Here is a 15973-nt window from a genome sequence, read left to right on the forward strand (position 1 = left end):
GGTCGGTAGGCGGCGGCGCGTGTGCGCCGCCGCCTACGTGTGCACGCTCCTACGGTGTCGTGGTGGACAGCGTGAACGTCAGCGTCTTGCTGTAGCTGCCGGTGCGCAGCGCGTCGTTGGCACCGATCCTCTGGCGCAGCGCGATCGTCACCGGGTCGTGGCTGACCGGGGCGCTCCAGCTCAGCAGCGCGAGCGGGTCGCCCGAGACCGGGGCCAACGCGCTGCCCGAGCCCGCGGCGGGGCTGCCGGCCTGGGCCCGCAGCGGTTGCGGCAGAGAGAACGAGCCGTTGACCAGGTGACCGGCCGCGACGCCGCTCGGGTCGGCCACCGACAGTGCCGCTTGCGCGACGCGTTTCGCAACTTGGTCACGTGCGCCGATTCCGTGTCACATACCGCGTCCTTGTGGAACTGAAGCTGGATGCCCGCGTGCGCCGTCGTGGACCATCCCTCCTCCGCGGGCCGTGCGCGGATCGTCGTCGACGGCCGCCTCTGGGGCACGATCGCCGGCGGCCGGCGGTGTTGCCGGCACGTATGCGATTTTCGATACGCCGACGATATGCGCCCGCTCGTAGCATCCGAGCATGCGCGTGCTGATCGTCGAGGACGAGCCCTACATGGCGGACGCCATCCGCGATGGTCTACGCCTGGAAGCGATCGCGGCAGACATCGCAGGCGACGGCGACACCGCCCTGGAGCTGCTGAGCCTCAACGCCTACGACATCGCCGTCCTCGACCGCGACATCCCCGGACCCTCCGGCGACGAGATCGCCAAGCACATCGTCGCCTGCGGCAGCGGCATGCCGATCCTCATGCTCACCGCCGCCGACCGCCTCGACGACAAGACCACCGGGTTCGGGCTCGGCGCCGACGACTACCTCACCAAGCCCTTCGAACTCCAAGAGCTCGTGCTCCGTCTCAGGGCGCTCGACCGCAGGCGTGCGCACCACCGGCCACCCGTGCGAGAGATCGCAGGCCTGCGACTGGACCCGTTCCGGCGCGAGGTCTACCGCGACGGCCGCTACGTCGCGCTCACCCGCAAGCAGTTCGCCGTGCTCGAAGTGCTCGTCGCCGCCGAAGGCGGAGTCGTCAGCGCCGAAGAGCTGTTGAAACGGGCGTGGGATCAGAACGCCGACCCGTTCACCAACGCCGTGCGCATCACCGTCTCGGCACTGCGCAAACGCCTCGGCGAACCCTGGATCATCGCCACCGTGGCCGGCGCCGGGTACCGCATCGGCCCCGCACCCGGCTCCGGGCGCGAGGGAGGAGACGGTGGATAGAGCCCTGGTTTGAAGCTGCAGATGGCTACGAACCTCGTGCACAACGCGATCGTCCACAACCTGCCCGACGAGGGCACCGTGTGGGTCACCACCAGCATTCACCCCAAGAGCGTCGTGCTCACCCATCACCCAAGCACACGACGGAACTCTCACCCTCACACCCCGCGCCGCCGGCGGACTGTGCGGTACGGTGCAACTCCCCGCCACCGCGCCGCACACTGACAGATGAGCTTCGGCGGCCGCGATCGTAGCCGCCGCCCCAGAACATCGCGGCGGCTTCGAAGGCGTCGATCTGAGGAAGTCGGGCGCGGAAATCTCGGCACGCGCCGGTTCAGGCCCACGCCGCGAACGTTGAGCGATATCCGAGGCCGCAGTGGTCGAGCTTGACGCCGTCGCGGTGTCGTGGGATGGTCGGACCACTGCACAGCGAGAGGAGGACCCCATGCAGCAGATCTGCCTGGTCCTGCCCGTGAGTTCAGGCCGCGGCACAAACGCGCGGGACTTCATGCAGGAGCTGGAGGAATCCCGCAAGCAGGACTACGCGCGCTCCGAGGAGCGCATCGGGATCACCAAGGAAGTCTGGTACCTCGCGCCGTTGCCCGCGGGCGAGGTCCTGGTCGCGTACATGGAGACAGAGGACTTCGGGAAGGCTTTGGGGCTCTTCTCAGAGTCCCGTGATGACTTCGACATGTGGTTCAAGCGTCGGTTGGCCGACGCGACCGGCGTGGACTTGAACGACCCACCCGAGATGACGCTCCCGGAGCTGCTGTCGAGCTACAGCGCGACGCCCGCACCGGTCCAGTAAACGCCCCCGTCCCGGCGCCGCAGGACGCTTGTGACCTGCATGGCGTCCGGCCGGACGCAGTGCCCACCGCGAGATTCTCCGTCGTGGGATCGGCGAGGCCGCGGCGCGCCCGCCGAGCACAGTCCTCGGCGTGCGTCGGCTAACGACCGTCGTCAGCCGCGTCCGGGGCCAACGGGACCGGCGTGAGCGCGCCGCCCAGCTCGCCGCGCGAGGTGATGCCGAGCTTCGGGAACACGCGGTACAGGTGCGTGCTGACCGTTCGATGCGAGAGGTAGAGCCGCCGCCCGATCTCGCGGTTGGAGAGTCCCTCCGCCGCGAGCTGCGCGATCTGCAGCTCCTGCGCCGTGAGTTGGTCGCGCGCCTCGGGCTCCCGCCGGCGGCTCCGCTCGCCCGAGGCGCGCAACTCGCGCCGCGTCTGGGAGCTCCACGAGGTGCATCCCAGCGCGTCGAAGGCGTCGCGGGCCGCCCGCAGGGCCGCCCGCGATTCAGTGATCTCACGGCGACGCCGGAGCCACCGGCCGTAGGCGAGGAGCAGGCGGGCCCGGTGGTAGGGCCACCGGGTCAGATCCGCGCCGAGGGCGGCCTCGAAGCGGCTCGCGGCGTCGTCCTCCGCGAGCACCGCGCAGGCGTGGCGCAGGTTCAGCGCGATCCACGGTGCGGGATGTGCGCCCACCGCGGTCTCGATCTGCGCAAGCCGTTTCCGGCCTTGCGCGACCCGGCCAGCCTGCAGCGCGGCCTCTGCGAGATCTCCGATGACCCAGCGGGCCAGCATCGGGTGGTGGGCGGGATCGAGCGGATCGAAGAGCCGTTCGGCGAACTCGTATGCCTCGATCGGCCGGCCGGCTCCGAGAGCCGCCGCGACGCGACCGAACTGGGCTTGGGCGACGATGGCGTTCACCCTTGCCGGGAGTCCGAATTCCTCAGCTCGGGCGGCCCCCGCCTCCGCCGCATCCTCGTCTCCGCGCATGCCGGCGATCAGCGAGGCGGCGAAGTCGCCGCCTGCCGCGTAGAGGGGCTCATTCAGCTCACTGGCCAGCCGCCGGAGCTCCTCCGCGGCCGGCCTTGCGGTTGCCCAATCGGCGAGGAATGCGGCCACGGTCGCCTGCAGCGAGAGCATGCGTGGCAGAAGCCCGAGACGGCCCTCGTCGCGGAGGCCGTCGACCGCGCCGGCGAGAAAGACGCCGGCGCTCTCGAACTCGCCGACCACAGCCGCAGCCGGTCCGAGGTGCAGCGCCGCATCGGTCGTGTAGCCGCCCTCCGCGGCGACCCTCCGAAGTCGTGCTGAGAGCGCCGCCGGCGGGTTGAGTGGATCGGCGGCGAGTCGAATGGCGAGCCCGCGACCATCATCGGCCGGAGGGCTGAGGCGCCGGACCGCCTCGACGAGGATCCGCCGGGTCGCGGGACTCGGGTCCGCATACCAGGCGCGCGAGACCACGAGCCAAAGCAGGTCAGCGTCATCCCCGGCCTCGGCGATCGCCAGCAGCGCGGTCACGCGCTGCTCGTCGAGCGGCTTCGGGTCGACCATCTCCTCGATCCAGGCGAGGCGTGCACGCTCCGGCGCGCTTGGACGCAGCGGCTCGATCTCTCGCAGGAGTCCGACCACGACGTCCGGCTGACCCGCTTCGAATGCGAGCTCGGCCGCGGCCAGCAGTCGCCGGCCGCGCTGCGCAGTCTCGCCGAGCTCGGCCGCGCGCCGCGTGGCGGTCACAGCCACCGCCGTCGCTCCGCGCCGCCTTGCGCGACGGCCCGCCTCCTCGAGCTCCACGGCGACATCCTCATGCGTCCCGCTGATGAGCGCCGCGCGGTGCCACGCACGCCGGTCTCGATCCTCCAGGACGTCCGCAAGCGCCTCGTGGACGCGCCGCCGGTCCGCGAGGCCCGCGCTCTGCGCGACGGCCGAGCGAATGAGCGGATGCCGGAAGCGGAACGTGTGCAGGTCGACGTCGGCGATACCCGCCTCAGCCGCAGGCTCGGCGGCGCCGAGATCCAGCCCCGTGCCGGCGACCGCGCCGGCGGCCCGGAGGATCTCGTCGATCGCGTCCTCTTCGCTCAGCGCGGCGACCAGCAGGACGACGCGAGTGTCGCCGGGCAGATCGGACACGCGATCCGCGAATGCGCGCTCGAGGCGCTCGCTCAACGGCAAGCCGCCTGGCAGCGCATCCTCTGGCCGGCCCGCGGCCGCGGGCAGCTCGAGGAGGGCGAGCGGATTCCCGGCGGCCTCACGCAGCACGCGGTTGCGCGTGGTCGGCGAAAGGTGCGCAGCCGAGGCGTCGAGCAGGGCCGTGGCCGTTGCGTCCTCGAGACCGGCGAGCCTGTGCTCCGGCAGCCCCGCATCGGCGAGTGCCGAGGGGTAGCCGTCGCGCACGGCAGCGAGCAGGAGCACCGGGTCGGACTCGATTCGCCGGGCGACGAAGGCCAGGACGTCCGCGGTGGGGAGGTCGAGCCAGTGCGCGTCCTCGACGACCAGCAGCAACGGGGCGTCGGCGGCGACCTCGGACACGAGGTCGAGCGAGGCCATCGCGATCCGGTAGGGCTCGGGTGCGACGTCGTGCTCCAGACCGAATGCTGCGTCGAGCGCGGCGCGCTGGACGGCCGGCAGCTCGACCACTCGCTCGCGTACGGGACGGAGCAGCTGATGCAGCCCGGCGAACGGCAGATGCGCTTCGGATTGCACCCCGCTGGTGGTGAGCACCGTCATTCCCCGGTCGCGCGCCGCTCCCGCGGCCACCGACAGCAGACGCGACTTGCCGATCCCCGGCTCGCCGCGAAGCACGAGCGCCTGGCCGCGCTCGGCCACCCCGTCCAACAGCGACGTCAGGAGCGCCTGCTCCTGGGCGCGACCGAGGAGCGGAGTGGCGACGTCGCGGCGCGTGCCGACCATGAAACGTCCATACTGGCACCCCCGCGCTCGTAGCGAGGGATCTAGTCCGCCAACTGCGACCGCAGCATCCAGAGCTGGTCTTCGAGCTTGCGCTGCACCCCCGTCAGCACGTGCTGGGAAACGGCGTCGAGCGTGCCGACCAGCGCTCCGCGCCTCCGGACCCGAAGCGCCACATCCCAGAGCTGTGAGCAGAGCCGCTCGACGGCGCATCCGACCTCGGTGAAACCCGGCTCCAACGGCCGATGATCGTCCAGTTCGATCACCGCGGCAGAGCTCCAGTCGAGCGCGATCCCGATCGCGGCCGCGCGCCCCGCGACGACATCCTCGAGCTCTCGCCATTCGCCGACGACCTGATCCAGGTGACGGTGGACGCTGACGAACTCACGGCCGTAGGAAGTCCATTGCGACTGCTTCCCGGCCAGTGACAATGCGATCAGCTCGACCAGCGTGAGCTGAAGCTGCTTCCCGATCTCCTCGGATACCTCATCGGGAAGCGGCGGGTTCGGCCTTTCGGGCTGTCTTGACACGGCGAGCTCCGATCCGGTGCATGGACCCGAAGTGCGGGCGGCCGGCAGGTCCAGCAGCGTCCTGCCGGCCTTCGCGGTCAGGCCGCCCCCGCCGCCTCGACGAGGGCTCCTTGCGCCGCGCGCTCGATCAGGTCGGCGGTCACGCGGGGCTGAGACACGTAGATCGAATGGCTGCCAGGCGCTTCGACGACGGTCGAGCCGGCCCGCTCGGACATCGCTCGCTGCGCGGGCGGCGGGATCATCCGGTCATCCGCGGCGACCAGATACCAGCTCGGCTTGCTGCGCCACGCCGGCTCACTGACCGCACCGCCGAGCGCATCGACGCCCCACGGGACCTGAGAGTCAGCCATGAACGCCGCATCGTCTGCCGGGAGGTCCGCGGCGAACGACCCCGCGAACTTGGCGCGGTCGAGGAACAGGAACCCGTCCTGCGGCGGCAGGATCGGCGGCACCGGCGCATCCGGAGGCGGATCGGCGATCAGCGTGTTGACCGACTCACCGGCATCGGGCGCAAACGCCGCGATGTACACGAGCCCCGCGACGCGCTCGTGGCGGCCGGCCTCGCTGATGACCGCTCCCCCGTAGGAGTGGCCGACGAGGATCGCCGGGCCGTCCTGCTGGTCGAGCACGTTGCGGGTGGTCTCGACGTCGCTCTCGAGCGAGAGCGTCTGGTTCTGCACGACGCTCACGGTGTACCCGTCCGCCTTCAGCAGGTCATAGACGCCCCGCCAGCCGGACCCGTCCACGAATCCGCCGTGGACGAGAACGACGTTCTTCACATCGGTCATGGATGACCTCCTTGGTCGGTGACCGGCCTCGAATGATGTGCAACTTGGTCATCCGGACTCTTGTCCGCACCCCCGCGGCATCGCATGCGTCAGGTGACGACATTCTCGGGCGGCCATGTACGTACGCGCTCGACGCCGTCGAGGACGAGGCCCTCGCAATGCCGGGAAGCGGGTGGTGCTGTTGGTCATCCGAGCTCCTTCTTTCTCGCGAACACTTGCCGCTCGGTGATCGTGCGCTGCCGGCGACCGTGGCCGAGGAACGCCACGGCCCAGTTGGCCGCCGCCGCGAACCGGTTCTTGAAGCCGGTCAGGAAGACGAGGTGCACGAGCAGCCACGTCAGCCATGCGGCCAGTCCCGTCAGGCGCACGCGGCCGATGGAGACGACCGCCCGGAAGCGGGAGATGGTGGCCATCGTGCCGAGGTCGCGGTAGCGGAACGGCCGCCCGCGCGTGTCGCCGCGCAGTCGGCGTGCGATGGTTCGTGCCGCGTGGGCGCCGGACTGCATCGCCACCTCGGCGACGCCCGGTAGTCCGTCGAGGCGCATCAGATCGCCGATCACGAACACCTCCGGGTGGCCGGGCAGCGTGCAGTCGGGTCGCACGGAAACCCGCCCGGCGCGGTCGACGGTAGCGCCTACCTGCCCGGCGATCATCGCGCCGAGCGGCGACGCCTGCACGCCGGCCGCCCAGATCTTCGTCCGCGCGTCGATGCGGCCGTCCACTCCGTCTCGCGTGACATCGAGCCCTTCCTCGTCGACACCTGTGACGAGCGTGTCCAGACGCACCTCGACGCCGAGCCGCTCGAGGTCGTGCCGCGCGCGGTGTTGCAGCGGTTCGGGGAACGGTGCCAGCACCTTGCCGGCGGCCTCGACGAGGATTACGCGCGCGTCCGCCGGATCGAACGTGCGGTAGTCGCGCTTGAGGGCCCGGCGCGACAGCTCGGCGATCTGCCCGGCCAGCTCGACGCCGGTCGGCCCCGCCCCCACGACCACGAAGGTCAGCCACGTGTCCCGCCGCTTCGCCTCGGCCTCCAGCTCGGCCAGCTCGAAGGCGCCGAAGATGCGCCCGCGGAGCTCGAGCGCGTCGTCGATCGTCTTCATCCCCGGCGCGTGGACGGCGAACTCGTCGTGGCCGAAGTACGACTGGGCCGCTCCGGCGGCCACGATCAGGCTGTCGTAGGCGATTCGCGACCGCTCGCCGACCGTGTCGACGACCAGCTCGCGCGCTTGCAGATCGACGTCGATGACCTCGCCCAGCAGCACGCGGGCATTGCGCTGGTTGCGCAGCACGTCGCGGATCGCCGGCGCGACGTCGCCCTCCGAGAGCACGCCGGTCGCCACCTGGTAGAGCAGCGGCTGGAAGAGATGGTGGTTCGTGCGATCGACGACCGTCACGTCGACCGGCGCCCGGCGCAGGGCACGCGCCGCGAACAGCCCACCGAACCCGGCGCCGACGATCGCGACACGGTGGCTCATGCCGCGAGCTCCGCGTAGGCGATGCCCGTGAGGTTGCCCTGTGCGACGCGGAGCACCCGGCGGCCGGAGCCGTCCATGCCGGCCTCGTACACGCTGCCCGCGAGGTCGGTGATGAACATCCGGCCGCCGCGGCGGTCGAGCGCGATCCCGATGCCCTCCATCAGGTGGTTGCAGAGGATCTCCGGCTCGCGGGAGCCGTCGACCGGCGCGCGGTTGACGGTGTTGCCGCGCGGCGGGTCGCCGCGGTCGGTCCAGTACAGCGTGCGGGTCGCGAGGTCCAGCTCCAGGTCGATCGGCTCGGGCAGCCCGTCGAAGAGGACCTCGACGTCGCGGCGTTCAGCCGCCGTCGCGCCGGCGGGCAGCTCGATCGCGGCGCGCAGGATCCTCCCGAGACCCCCATCGCTCGGGCCCTTCTGCGTCCAGTAGAGCTGCCCGCCGGCGGCATCGACGGCGACCCCGACGCACCAGCGCGTCTGATCGCGCCGGTCGTCGTCGCCTTCCCCTGTCTGCACGAGCGTCTCGACGTGCGAGCCGTCGAGGTCGCAGCGCATCACCCGCATCCCTTCGCGATCGGACCAGTACAGCTTGCGACCGACGGGCTCGAGCTGCAGCTGCTTGGGCGTGTATGTGACGCCGCTGGGAACGATCGTCACGCGGTTGGCGCCGTCCAAGTCGGCGCGCTCGATCGCGCCGTCGTCCGCCGGCGGGTTGCCCATGTCGGTCCAGTAGACGTACCCGTTCTCGACGTCGACCGCGACACCGTCGGGGATCCGGCAGCCGGTGACGAGGACGGCCTTGCCGGAGCCGTCCGGGTTCAGCGAGACCACGCGGCCGCCGCCGCTGATCTCGAGCATGAAGAGCCGCCCCGCGCTCATGGTTGGTACCTCGCGCGCACGCCCTCCAGCGCGATCAGCATCGCGTCGCGCTCCGCGGCGAGGTCGTCGATCGAGCGGCCGTTCGCCTCCGCCACCACGCCCTCGACGATCTTGTGCTCCAGCTCGGGCGTCACCTGCGGGTTGCCGAGCGCCGGCCACATCGCGGCCATCGGACCCATCAGCGTGTCCATGAAGTGCTGGATCCCGCCCTCGCCGCCGCCGAGGTGCCACAGCAGGCTCGGACCCATCACGCCCCAGCGCAGGCCGGGGCCCCAGGAGACGGCGTCGTCGGCATCGGCGACGCCCAGCACGCCTTGGTCGATCAGATGCACGACCTCGCGATACAGCGCCGCCTGCAGGCGGTTGGCGACGTGGCCCGGCAGCTCCTTGCGCAGGCGGACCGGCTTCTTGCCGATGGATGCGTAGAACACCATCGCACGCTCGATCGTCTCCGGGGCTGTCCGCTCGCCGCCGACCACCTCGACGAGCGGGATGACGTGCGGCGGGTTGAACGGGTGGCCGATGACCGTCCGCTCCGGACGCCGGCACTCGGCCTGCATCACGCTCATCGTGATCGCGGACGAGCTCGACGCGATGATCGACTCCACCGGTGCGGCGTCGTCGATCTCGGCGAGCAGCTTCACTTTGAGCTGGGGCCGCTCCGGCGCGTTCTCCTGCACGAAGACGGCGTCCGCCACGGCCTCCCGCAGGTCGGCCGTGAAGCGCAGGCGATCGCGTGATGCTCCGGGCACGACGCCGAGCGTGCTCGCCGCGTCCCAGGCCGCGTCGACATACGAGCGCAGCGCCGCCTCGGCGCCGGGCGCGGGATCGGTTGCCACGACGTCGAAGCCGCGAGCGAGATAGTGGGTCGCCCAGCTCGCGCCGATGGTGCCCGTCCCGATGATCGCGATCTGCGCTGACATCGAACTCCTCACCGTCCTCGCCACACCGGCGCGCGCTTCTCGGCGAACGCCTGCGCGCCTTCGCGCACGTCCTCGCTCGAGAGCAGCCCGGCAATCATTTGGTCCTGGCGTTCGAAGGCAGCCCGGTCGTCGAGGCCCTGCGTGGCGCGCAAGACCCCCTTGACCGCGGCCAGCGCCAGCGGCGCGTTCTTCGCGATGCGCGCGGCCAACTCGCGCGCCTTGTCGAGCGCGGCGCCCGGCGCGGTCAGCTCATCGACGAGCCCGTACTCGGACGCCTCGCCGGCACTCAGCGGATCGCCGGTCAGCAGCACCCGCAGCGCGACGTGGTACGGGATCCGGCGCGGCAGCCGGATCAGGCCGCCCTCGGAGGGGACGAGGCCGTGCGTGACCTCCGGTGCCCCGAAGCGAGCATCGTCCGCAGCGACGATGAGGTCGCAGCCCAGTGCCAGCTCGAAGCCGCCGCCGAGCGCCCAGCCTTCGACCGCGGCGATCAGCGGCTTGCGCACCAGCGCCCGCGTCAGCCCGCCGAACCCTCGGCCATCGAGCACCGGCAACTCGCCATGCGCAAACGCCTTCAGGTCCATGCCGGCGCAGAACGTGCCGCCGGCGCCGGTGAGCACGCCGACCGAGACGCCCGGGTCGGCGTCGAGCGTGTCGAGCGCGGACGAGAGCTGAACAGCCAGTTCGTGATCGACCGCGTTCTTCTGCTGCGGTCGGTTGAGGGTGATCGTGAGCACGCTGTCGCGCCGCTCCACGAGGACGAGGTCGGTCATCGCGCCGCCTCCATCTGCGCCGCGCCGGGGATCGCGCCCGTGCCCCGAAGCGCCTCGATCTCCTCGCCGCTGAATCCAAGCTCGCGCAGCACGTCGTCGTTGTGTTCGCCGAGCTTCGGCGCTCGGGTCGCCGCTCGCTTGGCCGTCCCGCGAACGGCGATCGGGCTGCCGATCGTCTCCTTCAGCATGTCGTCGCCATGCAGGGGCACGACGATGTCGTTGGCGCGCAGCTGCGGGTCGTGCGCGGCCTCCTCCGGCGTCTGGATCACCGCGCAGGTGATCCGCGCGCGCTCGAGGACGCCCTGCCAGTGCGCCAGCGGCTGCGAGCCGAAGGTCGCGTCGAGCAGTTCGGTCAGCTCGGCGGAATGCTCCGCGATGCTTCGCGGATCCGCGAAGCGGGGATCGTCGAGCAGCTCAGGATGCCCGACCGCGGTCGCGAGCCCCGGCCAGTGGGGCGGCGAGGCGACGAGCATGAACCAGCGGCCGTCGGAGCCGCGGTAGGGGTTGATCAGCGGGTTCGTCGGCGCGGTGGGGTTGTGCAGACCGTACGACCGGCCGCCGGCGAGCGCTCCCGCGACGAACGTGCCGGCCGCCCACACGCCCTCGGCGAGCAGCGACGTGCCGACGCTCGCGCCCTTCCCGGTCCGCTCACGGTCGTACAGGGCGGTCACGATCGCCGCGTAGAGCCCCATCGCGGTCGCGTGGTCGCCGCTGCCGGGGATCGGCACCGTCGGCGGCGCCCCCACGTCGCGCGTGGAGGACAGCAGCCCGCTGCGCGCCCAGTAGGCGGTCAGGTCGAAGCCCGGCAGCGCCGCGTCAGGCCCGGCGTCGCCGAATCCCGTGACATCGGCATAGATGACGCGGGGATTCCAGCCCGCGACCTCGTCATAGCCGAGGTGCAGCCGCTCGCGGGTCGGGTGCGGGAAGTTCGTGATGACGACGTCGGCCCACTCGACGAGCCGCCGGAGGATCCTCGTCGCGCCCGGCGCCTTGAGGTCGATCGCCATGCCGCGCTTGTTGCGGTTGGCGAGATGCCAGGCGTAGTTCGCCGGCGCAGGCGGGCTCGGCGGTACGGAGCTCAGCAGCCGCTGGAGATCGCCGGCCGGAGGTTCGACCTTGATCACGTCGGCGCCGAAGTCAGAGAGCACGGTGGCGGCCGCCGGCCCGGCGATGAAGCTGGCGGCGTCGAGGACCTTCAGGTCCTTGAAGACCATGATCGTCACCCCACGAAGGCGCTCAGGCCGGTCACCGAGCGGCCGACGATCAGCGTCTGCATCTCGCGCGTGCCCTCGTAGGAGTAGATCGCCTCCGCGTCGGCGACGAAGCGGCCGATGTTGTAGTCGAGCACGATGCCGTTACCGCCGAGCAGCTCGCGCGCCCAACCGACGGTCTCGCGCAGCCGCACGGTGCAGTAGGCCTTTGCCAGCGCCGACTGTTCGTCCCGATAGACGCCGGCGTCCTGCAACTGGGCGAGCCGCACCATCATCCCGAACGACGCCGTGGCGTTGCCGAGCATCTTTACCAGCAGGTCCTGGACGAGCTGGAACTTGCCGATCGGGCGACCGAACTGCTCGCGCTCCTTGGCGTACTGCAGTGCGATCTCGTAGGCGGCGAGCATCATCCCGACCGCTTCCCAGGCCACGCCGCTGCGCGTCTGGCGCAGGATCTTCGCGGTGTCCTTGAACGAGTTCGCGTTCTGCAGGCGGTTGGCCTCCGGGACGCGGCAGTCCTCGAGCACGATGTCGGCGTTCTGCACGATCCGCAGCGCGATCTTGCGCTCGATCTTGGTCGCGTCGAACCCGGGCGTGCCCTTCTCCACGACGAAGCCGAGCACCTGATTGGTCTCGACGTCGCGGGCCCAGATGACGACCAGGTCGGCGAACGTCGCGTTGCCGATCCAGCGCTTGGCGCCGTTGAGCACCCACTCGTCGCCGTCGCGGCGCGCGGCCGTCTCGAGGCCGCCCGCCACGTCCGACCCGCCGTGCGGCTCCGTCAGCCCGAACGCGCCGACCTGCTCGAAGCGGCTCATCGCCGGCAGCCAGCGGCGCTGCTGCTTCTCGTCGCCGCAGGCGAGGATGCTGCCCATCGCCAGGCCCGTATGCACGCCGAAGAAGGTCGATACGGACGCGTCCGCATGCGCAAGCTCCAGCGAGATGATGCCCCGGAGCAGGTTGCTCGGCGCGGCCTCGGGTGAATCCGGATCGGCCCACCCGTTCAGGCCGAGGGTCGCGAAGCGCTCGATCAGCTGGAACGGGAACTCGGCCCGTGCCCAGCAGTCGTCGACGATCGGCGCGACCTCCGTGCGCAGGAACTCGCGCAGCCGCGCCACGATCGCCCGTTCCGGATCGGAGAGCAGCTGCTCGTAGGAGTAGAAGTCGCCGGGGAGCAGTCCCGAGTCCAAGTACGGCCCGGACGTTGCCGGCGAGGTGATCGTTGCGTTCATCCAGTCGAGCGTCACGACAGAAGGGATGAGCGGCGCTCATACAAATCGGATGGTTGCGGTGTCACAAGGCGGTCTTGCGACTTTGTCGCCCGGCCCATAGGCGCGCACGGCCGTGCCTCGTACGTTCTCGCCATGGTCATCTCGCGGGCCCGGCCCGCAACCGATCCCCCCGCACTTCCGGGCATCCTGCGCAGCGCGCTGTTCGAGCGGCTCGCGAGTGCCGGCCGCGTGACGCTCGTGTCGGCCTCCGCGGGAAGCGGCAAGACCATGCTGCTGCGGACCTGGATCGCCGAGGCGCGGCTGACCGACCGCGTGGGCTGGGTGAGCGTGCGGCGCGGGGAACGCGACCCGCAGCGGTTCTGGATCGCGGTGCTCGACGCGCTGCGACGCACGCAGGCCGGCTCCCGCGCCGTGGGGTCGCTCACGCCGGCGCCCGGGCTCGAGGGCGGCGCGATCGTCGAACGGCTGCTCGAGGATCTGGAGTCGCTCACCGAGCCGCTGTGGCTGGTGGTCGACGATCTCCACGAGCTCGGCGACGACGAGACGCTGCGCCAGCTCGGCGTCTTGGTGCTGCGCGCCCCCGCGGCGCTCCGGTTCGCGTTCGCCACGCGGCGCGACCTGCGGCTCGGTCTGCACCGGTTGCGGCTCGAAGGCGAGCTGACCGAGCTGCGCGCCGGCGATCTGCGATTCACGATCGCCGAGGCCCGGGCCCTGTTCGACGCGGCGGGCGTGACGCTGCCCGAGCCGGCGCTCACGCTGCTGCACGAGCGCACTGAAGGTTGGGCCGCCGGACTTCGGCTGGCGGCACTGTCGCTGGTCCGTCATCCGGATCCCGAGGGCTTGGCCGCCGACTTCGGCGGGAGCGAGCGGACGGTCGCCGAGTATCTTCTCCACGAGGTGCTCGAGCGCCAGCCCGACGAAGTCCGGCGGCTGCTGCTCAGGACCTCGATCCTCGATCGCGTCAACGGTCCGCTGGCCGACCTGCTGACAGGACGCTCGGGGAGCGAGCTGATCCTGCAGGAGCTCGAGGAGGCCGGCGCGTTCGTCGTCTCGCTCGACGGCCCGCGCTCCTGGTTCCGCTACCACCAGCTGTTCTCGGAGCTGCTGCAGCTCGAGCTGCGGCGAACCGCGCCGGACGAGCTCAGCGCGCTCCACGGCACCGCCGCGGCGTGGTTCGCCGAGCACGACGACCCGGCGGCGGCGGTGCGACATGCGCAGGAGGCAGGCGACTGGGCGACGGCCGCCCGCGTGTTGGCCGACAACGTGTTGGCGCTCTGGGTGGACGGGCGAGGAGACACCATGGGCGAGCTGCTCGCCCGCTTCCCCGTCGGCGCCCTGGACTCCGACCCGCGGCTGCTCGCGCTGCTGGCGGGCCGCGAGGTGACGCGGGGATCGCTGCCGGCGACAGAGCGATACCTCGCGCTGGCGACGCAACGGCTTACGGCAGAGGCCGGGGACACGCGCGGGACCAGCCAAGCGCTGCTCGCGGTCATCCGCCTCCGGCTCGCGCGCCAGCGCGTCGACCTGCCGGCGGCGGTCGAAGCGGCGCAGCAGCTGCTCGCCCCCCACGCCGGGGCGGAACTCCAGTCGCACCGGATCGACGACGAGCTCCGGACGCTCGCGCTGCTGAACCTCGGCACTGCCGAGTCGTGGGCGGCGCGCTCCGAGGACGCCGAGCGCCACCTCGAGTACGCCCTCGCCCTCGCGCGCCGCACGCGGCGTCCGTACCTCGAGATCGGCTGTCTGGCAAACCTCGCGCTCACGCTGATGGCCCGCTCGTTCGAACTCGCACGGCGGGCGAGCCTGAAGGCGATCGAGCTCGCCCGGACGCACGGCTGGGCCGAGGAGCCGATCGTCGGGATCGCCTACACGGTGCTGGGCGGGATTCTGGTCTGGCAAGGACGGCTCGACGAGGCTGAGCCATGGCTGGGTCAGGCGCGGCGCGCGCTGCGCGCCGAGCTCGAACCGGCCGAAGGCCTGTTGTTACGGCGTGCGCATGGCATGCTCCAGCTCGCGCGCGGCCACGACGAGGAGGCGCTGACCGCGCTCCGTTCCGCCACGCGGCTCGACGAGTTGCTGAGCGCCGCGGGCGCAGGGACCCGCCCGCACGCGCTCGCCGCGCATGCGCACGCCCTGATGCTCCAAACCAACCTGCGACTCGGTGAGCTCGAGGCCGTCGAAGCGGCGCTCGCCGAGATGGCTCCTGAGCTGCGCGACGGCCCGGAGGTGCGCAAGGCGATCGCGGCGCTCCGGCTGGCACAGGACGAACCGCAGGCCGCGACCGCCGTGCTCGCACCGGTCCTCGACGGCTCCGTCGCGAGCAGCCATCGTGCCTGGCTGATCGAAGCGCTCGTGCTCTACGCGATCGCGCGGCACGCGCTCGCCCAGCCCGCCGCGGCGGAGGAGACGCTCGAGCGCGCGCTCGACCTCGCGGAGCCCGACGGCGTGGTATGGCCCTTCCTCGTCCACCGCACCGCCGCGCTGCTGGAGCGCCACCAGCGCCACCGCTCGACGCACGCCGCGCTGATCTCCGAGATCCGCACCGTGCTCGCCGGAGACCGGCCAACTCCCTCAGGCGAGCCCCAGCGGCCGCGCGAGCCGCTCAGCGAGAGCGAGCTCCGGGTCCTGCGTTATCTGCCCACGAACCTCACCGCACCCGAGATCGCCGGCGAGGTCTACCTCGCGGTCAGCACGGTCAAGACGCACATCCAGCACATCTACGCCAAGCTCGGCGTCAACCGCCGCGCGGACGCGGTCGAACGCGCTCGCGACCTCCGCCTGCTGGCCCCTTCCGCGCTCACGCGCCAATAGGCAGCTCGACCGCCAGCCGCGTGCCGCGGCCGGGGCGGCTCTCGACCGTAAGGTCCCGCCCATCACATCGACGCGCTCCTCGAGGCCCGCCAACCCGGAGCCCCGCGGGTCGGCGCCCCCGATGCCATGGTCCACGACGGACAGGCGCCGGCTTGCGCCGGCGACCTCGACGGTGACCTAGCCGACCTCGTCATGACCGGAGGATCAGGGCCGGTCCGGGAGGCGCCGAACCTCCAGCAGCCCCAGCCCGAGTGCCTCGAGCTGGGCCAGGACGCCGTACAGCGCGGCGTGGTCCGGAAGGGTGCCGCTCAGCACCGTGTCGGTCCCCCGCGTCTCGGCGCGAAGCGCCGGGAACGCGCGCCGCATTGTCTCACCTAGGTGGCCTCGGACGCGAA

The 15973-nt window shown here is 71.5% G+C and carries 14 protein-coding genes and 1 pseudogene; 4 read left to right on the forward strand and 11 right to left on the reverse strand.

The window, feature by feature from the left end; genetic code table 11:
- Nucleotides 1-49: 49 nt before the first annotated feature.
- Nucleotides 50-328, reverse strand: a complete 279-nt coding sequence (locus H958_RS0121645; RefSeq protein ID WP_028060177.1) for a hypothetical protein — start codon at nt 326-328, stop codon at nt 50-52.
- 253 nt (nt 329-581) lie between these two features.
- On the opposite strand from H958_RS0121645, the gene H958_RS0121650 reads away from it, so the two are divergent.
- The 3 genes and pseudogenes from H958_RS0121650 (at nt 582) to H958_RS0121655 (ending at nt 2082) form a co-directional block, all read left to right on the forward strand.
- On the forward strand, nt 582-1277 hold the full coding sequence (locus H958_RS0121650) for a response regulator transcription factor (protein WP_028060178.1): 696 nt from the start codon (nt 582-584) through the stop codon (nt 1275-1277).
- Nucleotides 1278-1506, forward strand: a pseudogene (locus tag H958_RS49150) (two-component sensor histidine kinase); the annotation flags it as partial. It abuts the gene before it with no gap.
- Between the two features lie 144 nt (nt 1507-1650).
- Nucleotides 1651-2082, forward strand: coding sequence for a hypothetical protein (locus H958_RS0121655; RefSeq protein WP_028060179.1), 432 nt, complete (start codon nt 1651-1653; stop codon nt 2080-2082).
- A 139-nt stretch (nt 2083-2221) separates the two neighbouring features.
- Here H958_RS0121655 and H958_RS39420 read toward each other — a convergent pair whose 3' ends face one another.
- From H958_RS39420 to H958_RS0121700, 9 genes are all read right to left on the reverse strand, one after another.
- Nucleotides 2222-4963: an ATP-binding protein gene (locus H958_RS39420; RefSeq protein ID WP_051324647.1), complete on the reverse strand. Its 2742-nt coding sequence runs from the start codon at nt 4961-4963 to the stop codon at nt 2222-2224.
- A 41-nt stretch (nt 4964-5004) separates the two neighbouring features.
- Nucleotides 5005-5490 (reverse strand): ferritin-like domain-containing protein, encoded by a 486-nt coding sequence (locus H958_RS47755; RefSeq protein ID WP_028060180.1) that lies wholly within the window; start codon nt 5488-5490, stop codon nt 5005-5007.
- 77 nt (nt 5491-5567) lie between these two features.
- A complete protein-coding gene (locus H958_RS0121670) occupies nt 5568-6278 on the reverse strand; it encodes an alpha/beta fold hydrolase (protein WP_028060181.1) in 711 nt (236 codons plus the stop codon).
- A gap of 185 nt (nt 6279-6463) precedes the next feature.
- Nucleotides 6464-7753, reverse strand: a complete 1290-nt coding sequence (locus H958_RS39425; protein WP_037411124.1) for an NAD(P)/FAD-dependent oxidoreductase — start codon at nt 7751-7753, stop codon at nt 6464-6466.
- Entirely contained in the window at nt 7750-8628 is an 879-nt protein-coding gene (locus H958_RS0121680; protein WP_028060182.1) for an NHL repeat-containing protein, read from the reverse strand. Before H958_RS0121680 ends, H958_RS39425 begins: the two co-directional genes overlap by 4 nt.
- Complete coding sequence (locus tag H958_RS0121685; RefSeq protein ID WP_037411107.1) at nt 8625-9551, reverse strand: 3-hydroxyacyl-CoA dehydrogenase NAD-binding domain-containing protein; 927 nt, start codon at nt 9549-9551, stop codon at nt 8625-8627. Before H958_RS0121685 ends, H958_RS0121680 begins: the two co-directional genes overlap by 4 nt.
- An 8-nt stretch (nt 9552-9559) precedes the next feature.
- Nucleotides 9560-10324 carry a crotonase/enoyl-CoA hydratase family protein gene (locus tag H958_RS0121690; RefSeq protein WP_028060184.1) on the reverse strand — a complete coding sequence of 255 codons (765 nt, stop codon included), beginning with the start codon at nt 10322-10324 and terminating at the stop codon, nt 9560-9562.
- Complete coding sequence (locus tag H958_RS0121695) at nt 10321-11538, reverse strand: CaiB/BaiF CoA transferase family protein (protein ID WP_028060185.1); 1218 nt, start codon at nt 11536-11538, stop codon at nt 10321-10323. Before H958_RS0121695 ends, H958_RS0121690 begins: the two co-directional genes overlap by 4 nt.
- Nucleotides 11539-11543: 5 nt before the next feature.
- Complete coding sequence (locus H958_RS0121700) at nt 11544-12767, reverse strand: acyl-CoA dehydrogenase family protein (RefSeq protein WP_051324673.1); 1224 nt, start codon at nt 12765-12767, stop codon at nt 11544-11546.
- 132 nt (nt 12768-12899) lie between these two features.
- Here H958_RS0121700 and H958_RS48900 point away from each other — a divergent pair, with 132 nt between their 5' ends.
- Nucleotides 12900-15578, forward strand: a complete 2679-nt coding sequence (locus H958_RS48900; protein WP_051324648.1) for a LuxR C-terminal-related transcriptional regulator — start codon at nt 12900-12902, stop codon at nt 15576-15578.
- A gap of 204 nt (nt 15579-15782) precedes the next feature.
- On the opposite strand, the gene H958_RS0121710 is transcribed toward H958_RS48900, so the two are convergent.
- A complete protein-coding gene (locus tag H958_RS0121710; protein ID WP_196807484.1) occupies nt 15783-15944 on the reverse strand; it encodes a hypothetical protein in 162 nt (53 codons plus the stop codon).
- Nucleotides 15945-15973: the final 29 nt, after the last annotated feature.

The sequence above is a fragment of the Candidatus Solirubrobacter pratensis genome (genome assembly GCF_000425945.1).
Lineage (GTDB): Bacteria > Actinomycetota > Thermoleophilia > Solirubrobacterales > Solirubrobacteraceae > Solirubrobacter > Solirubrobacter pratensis.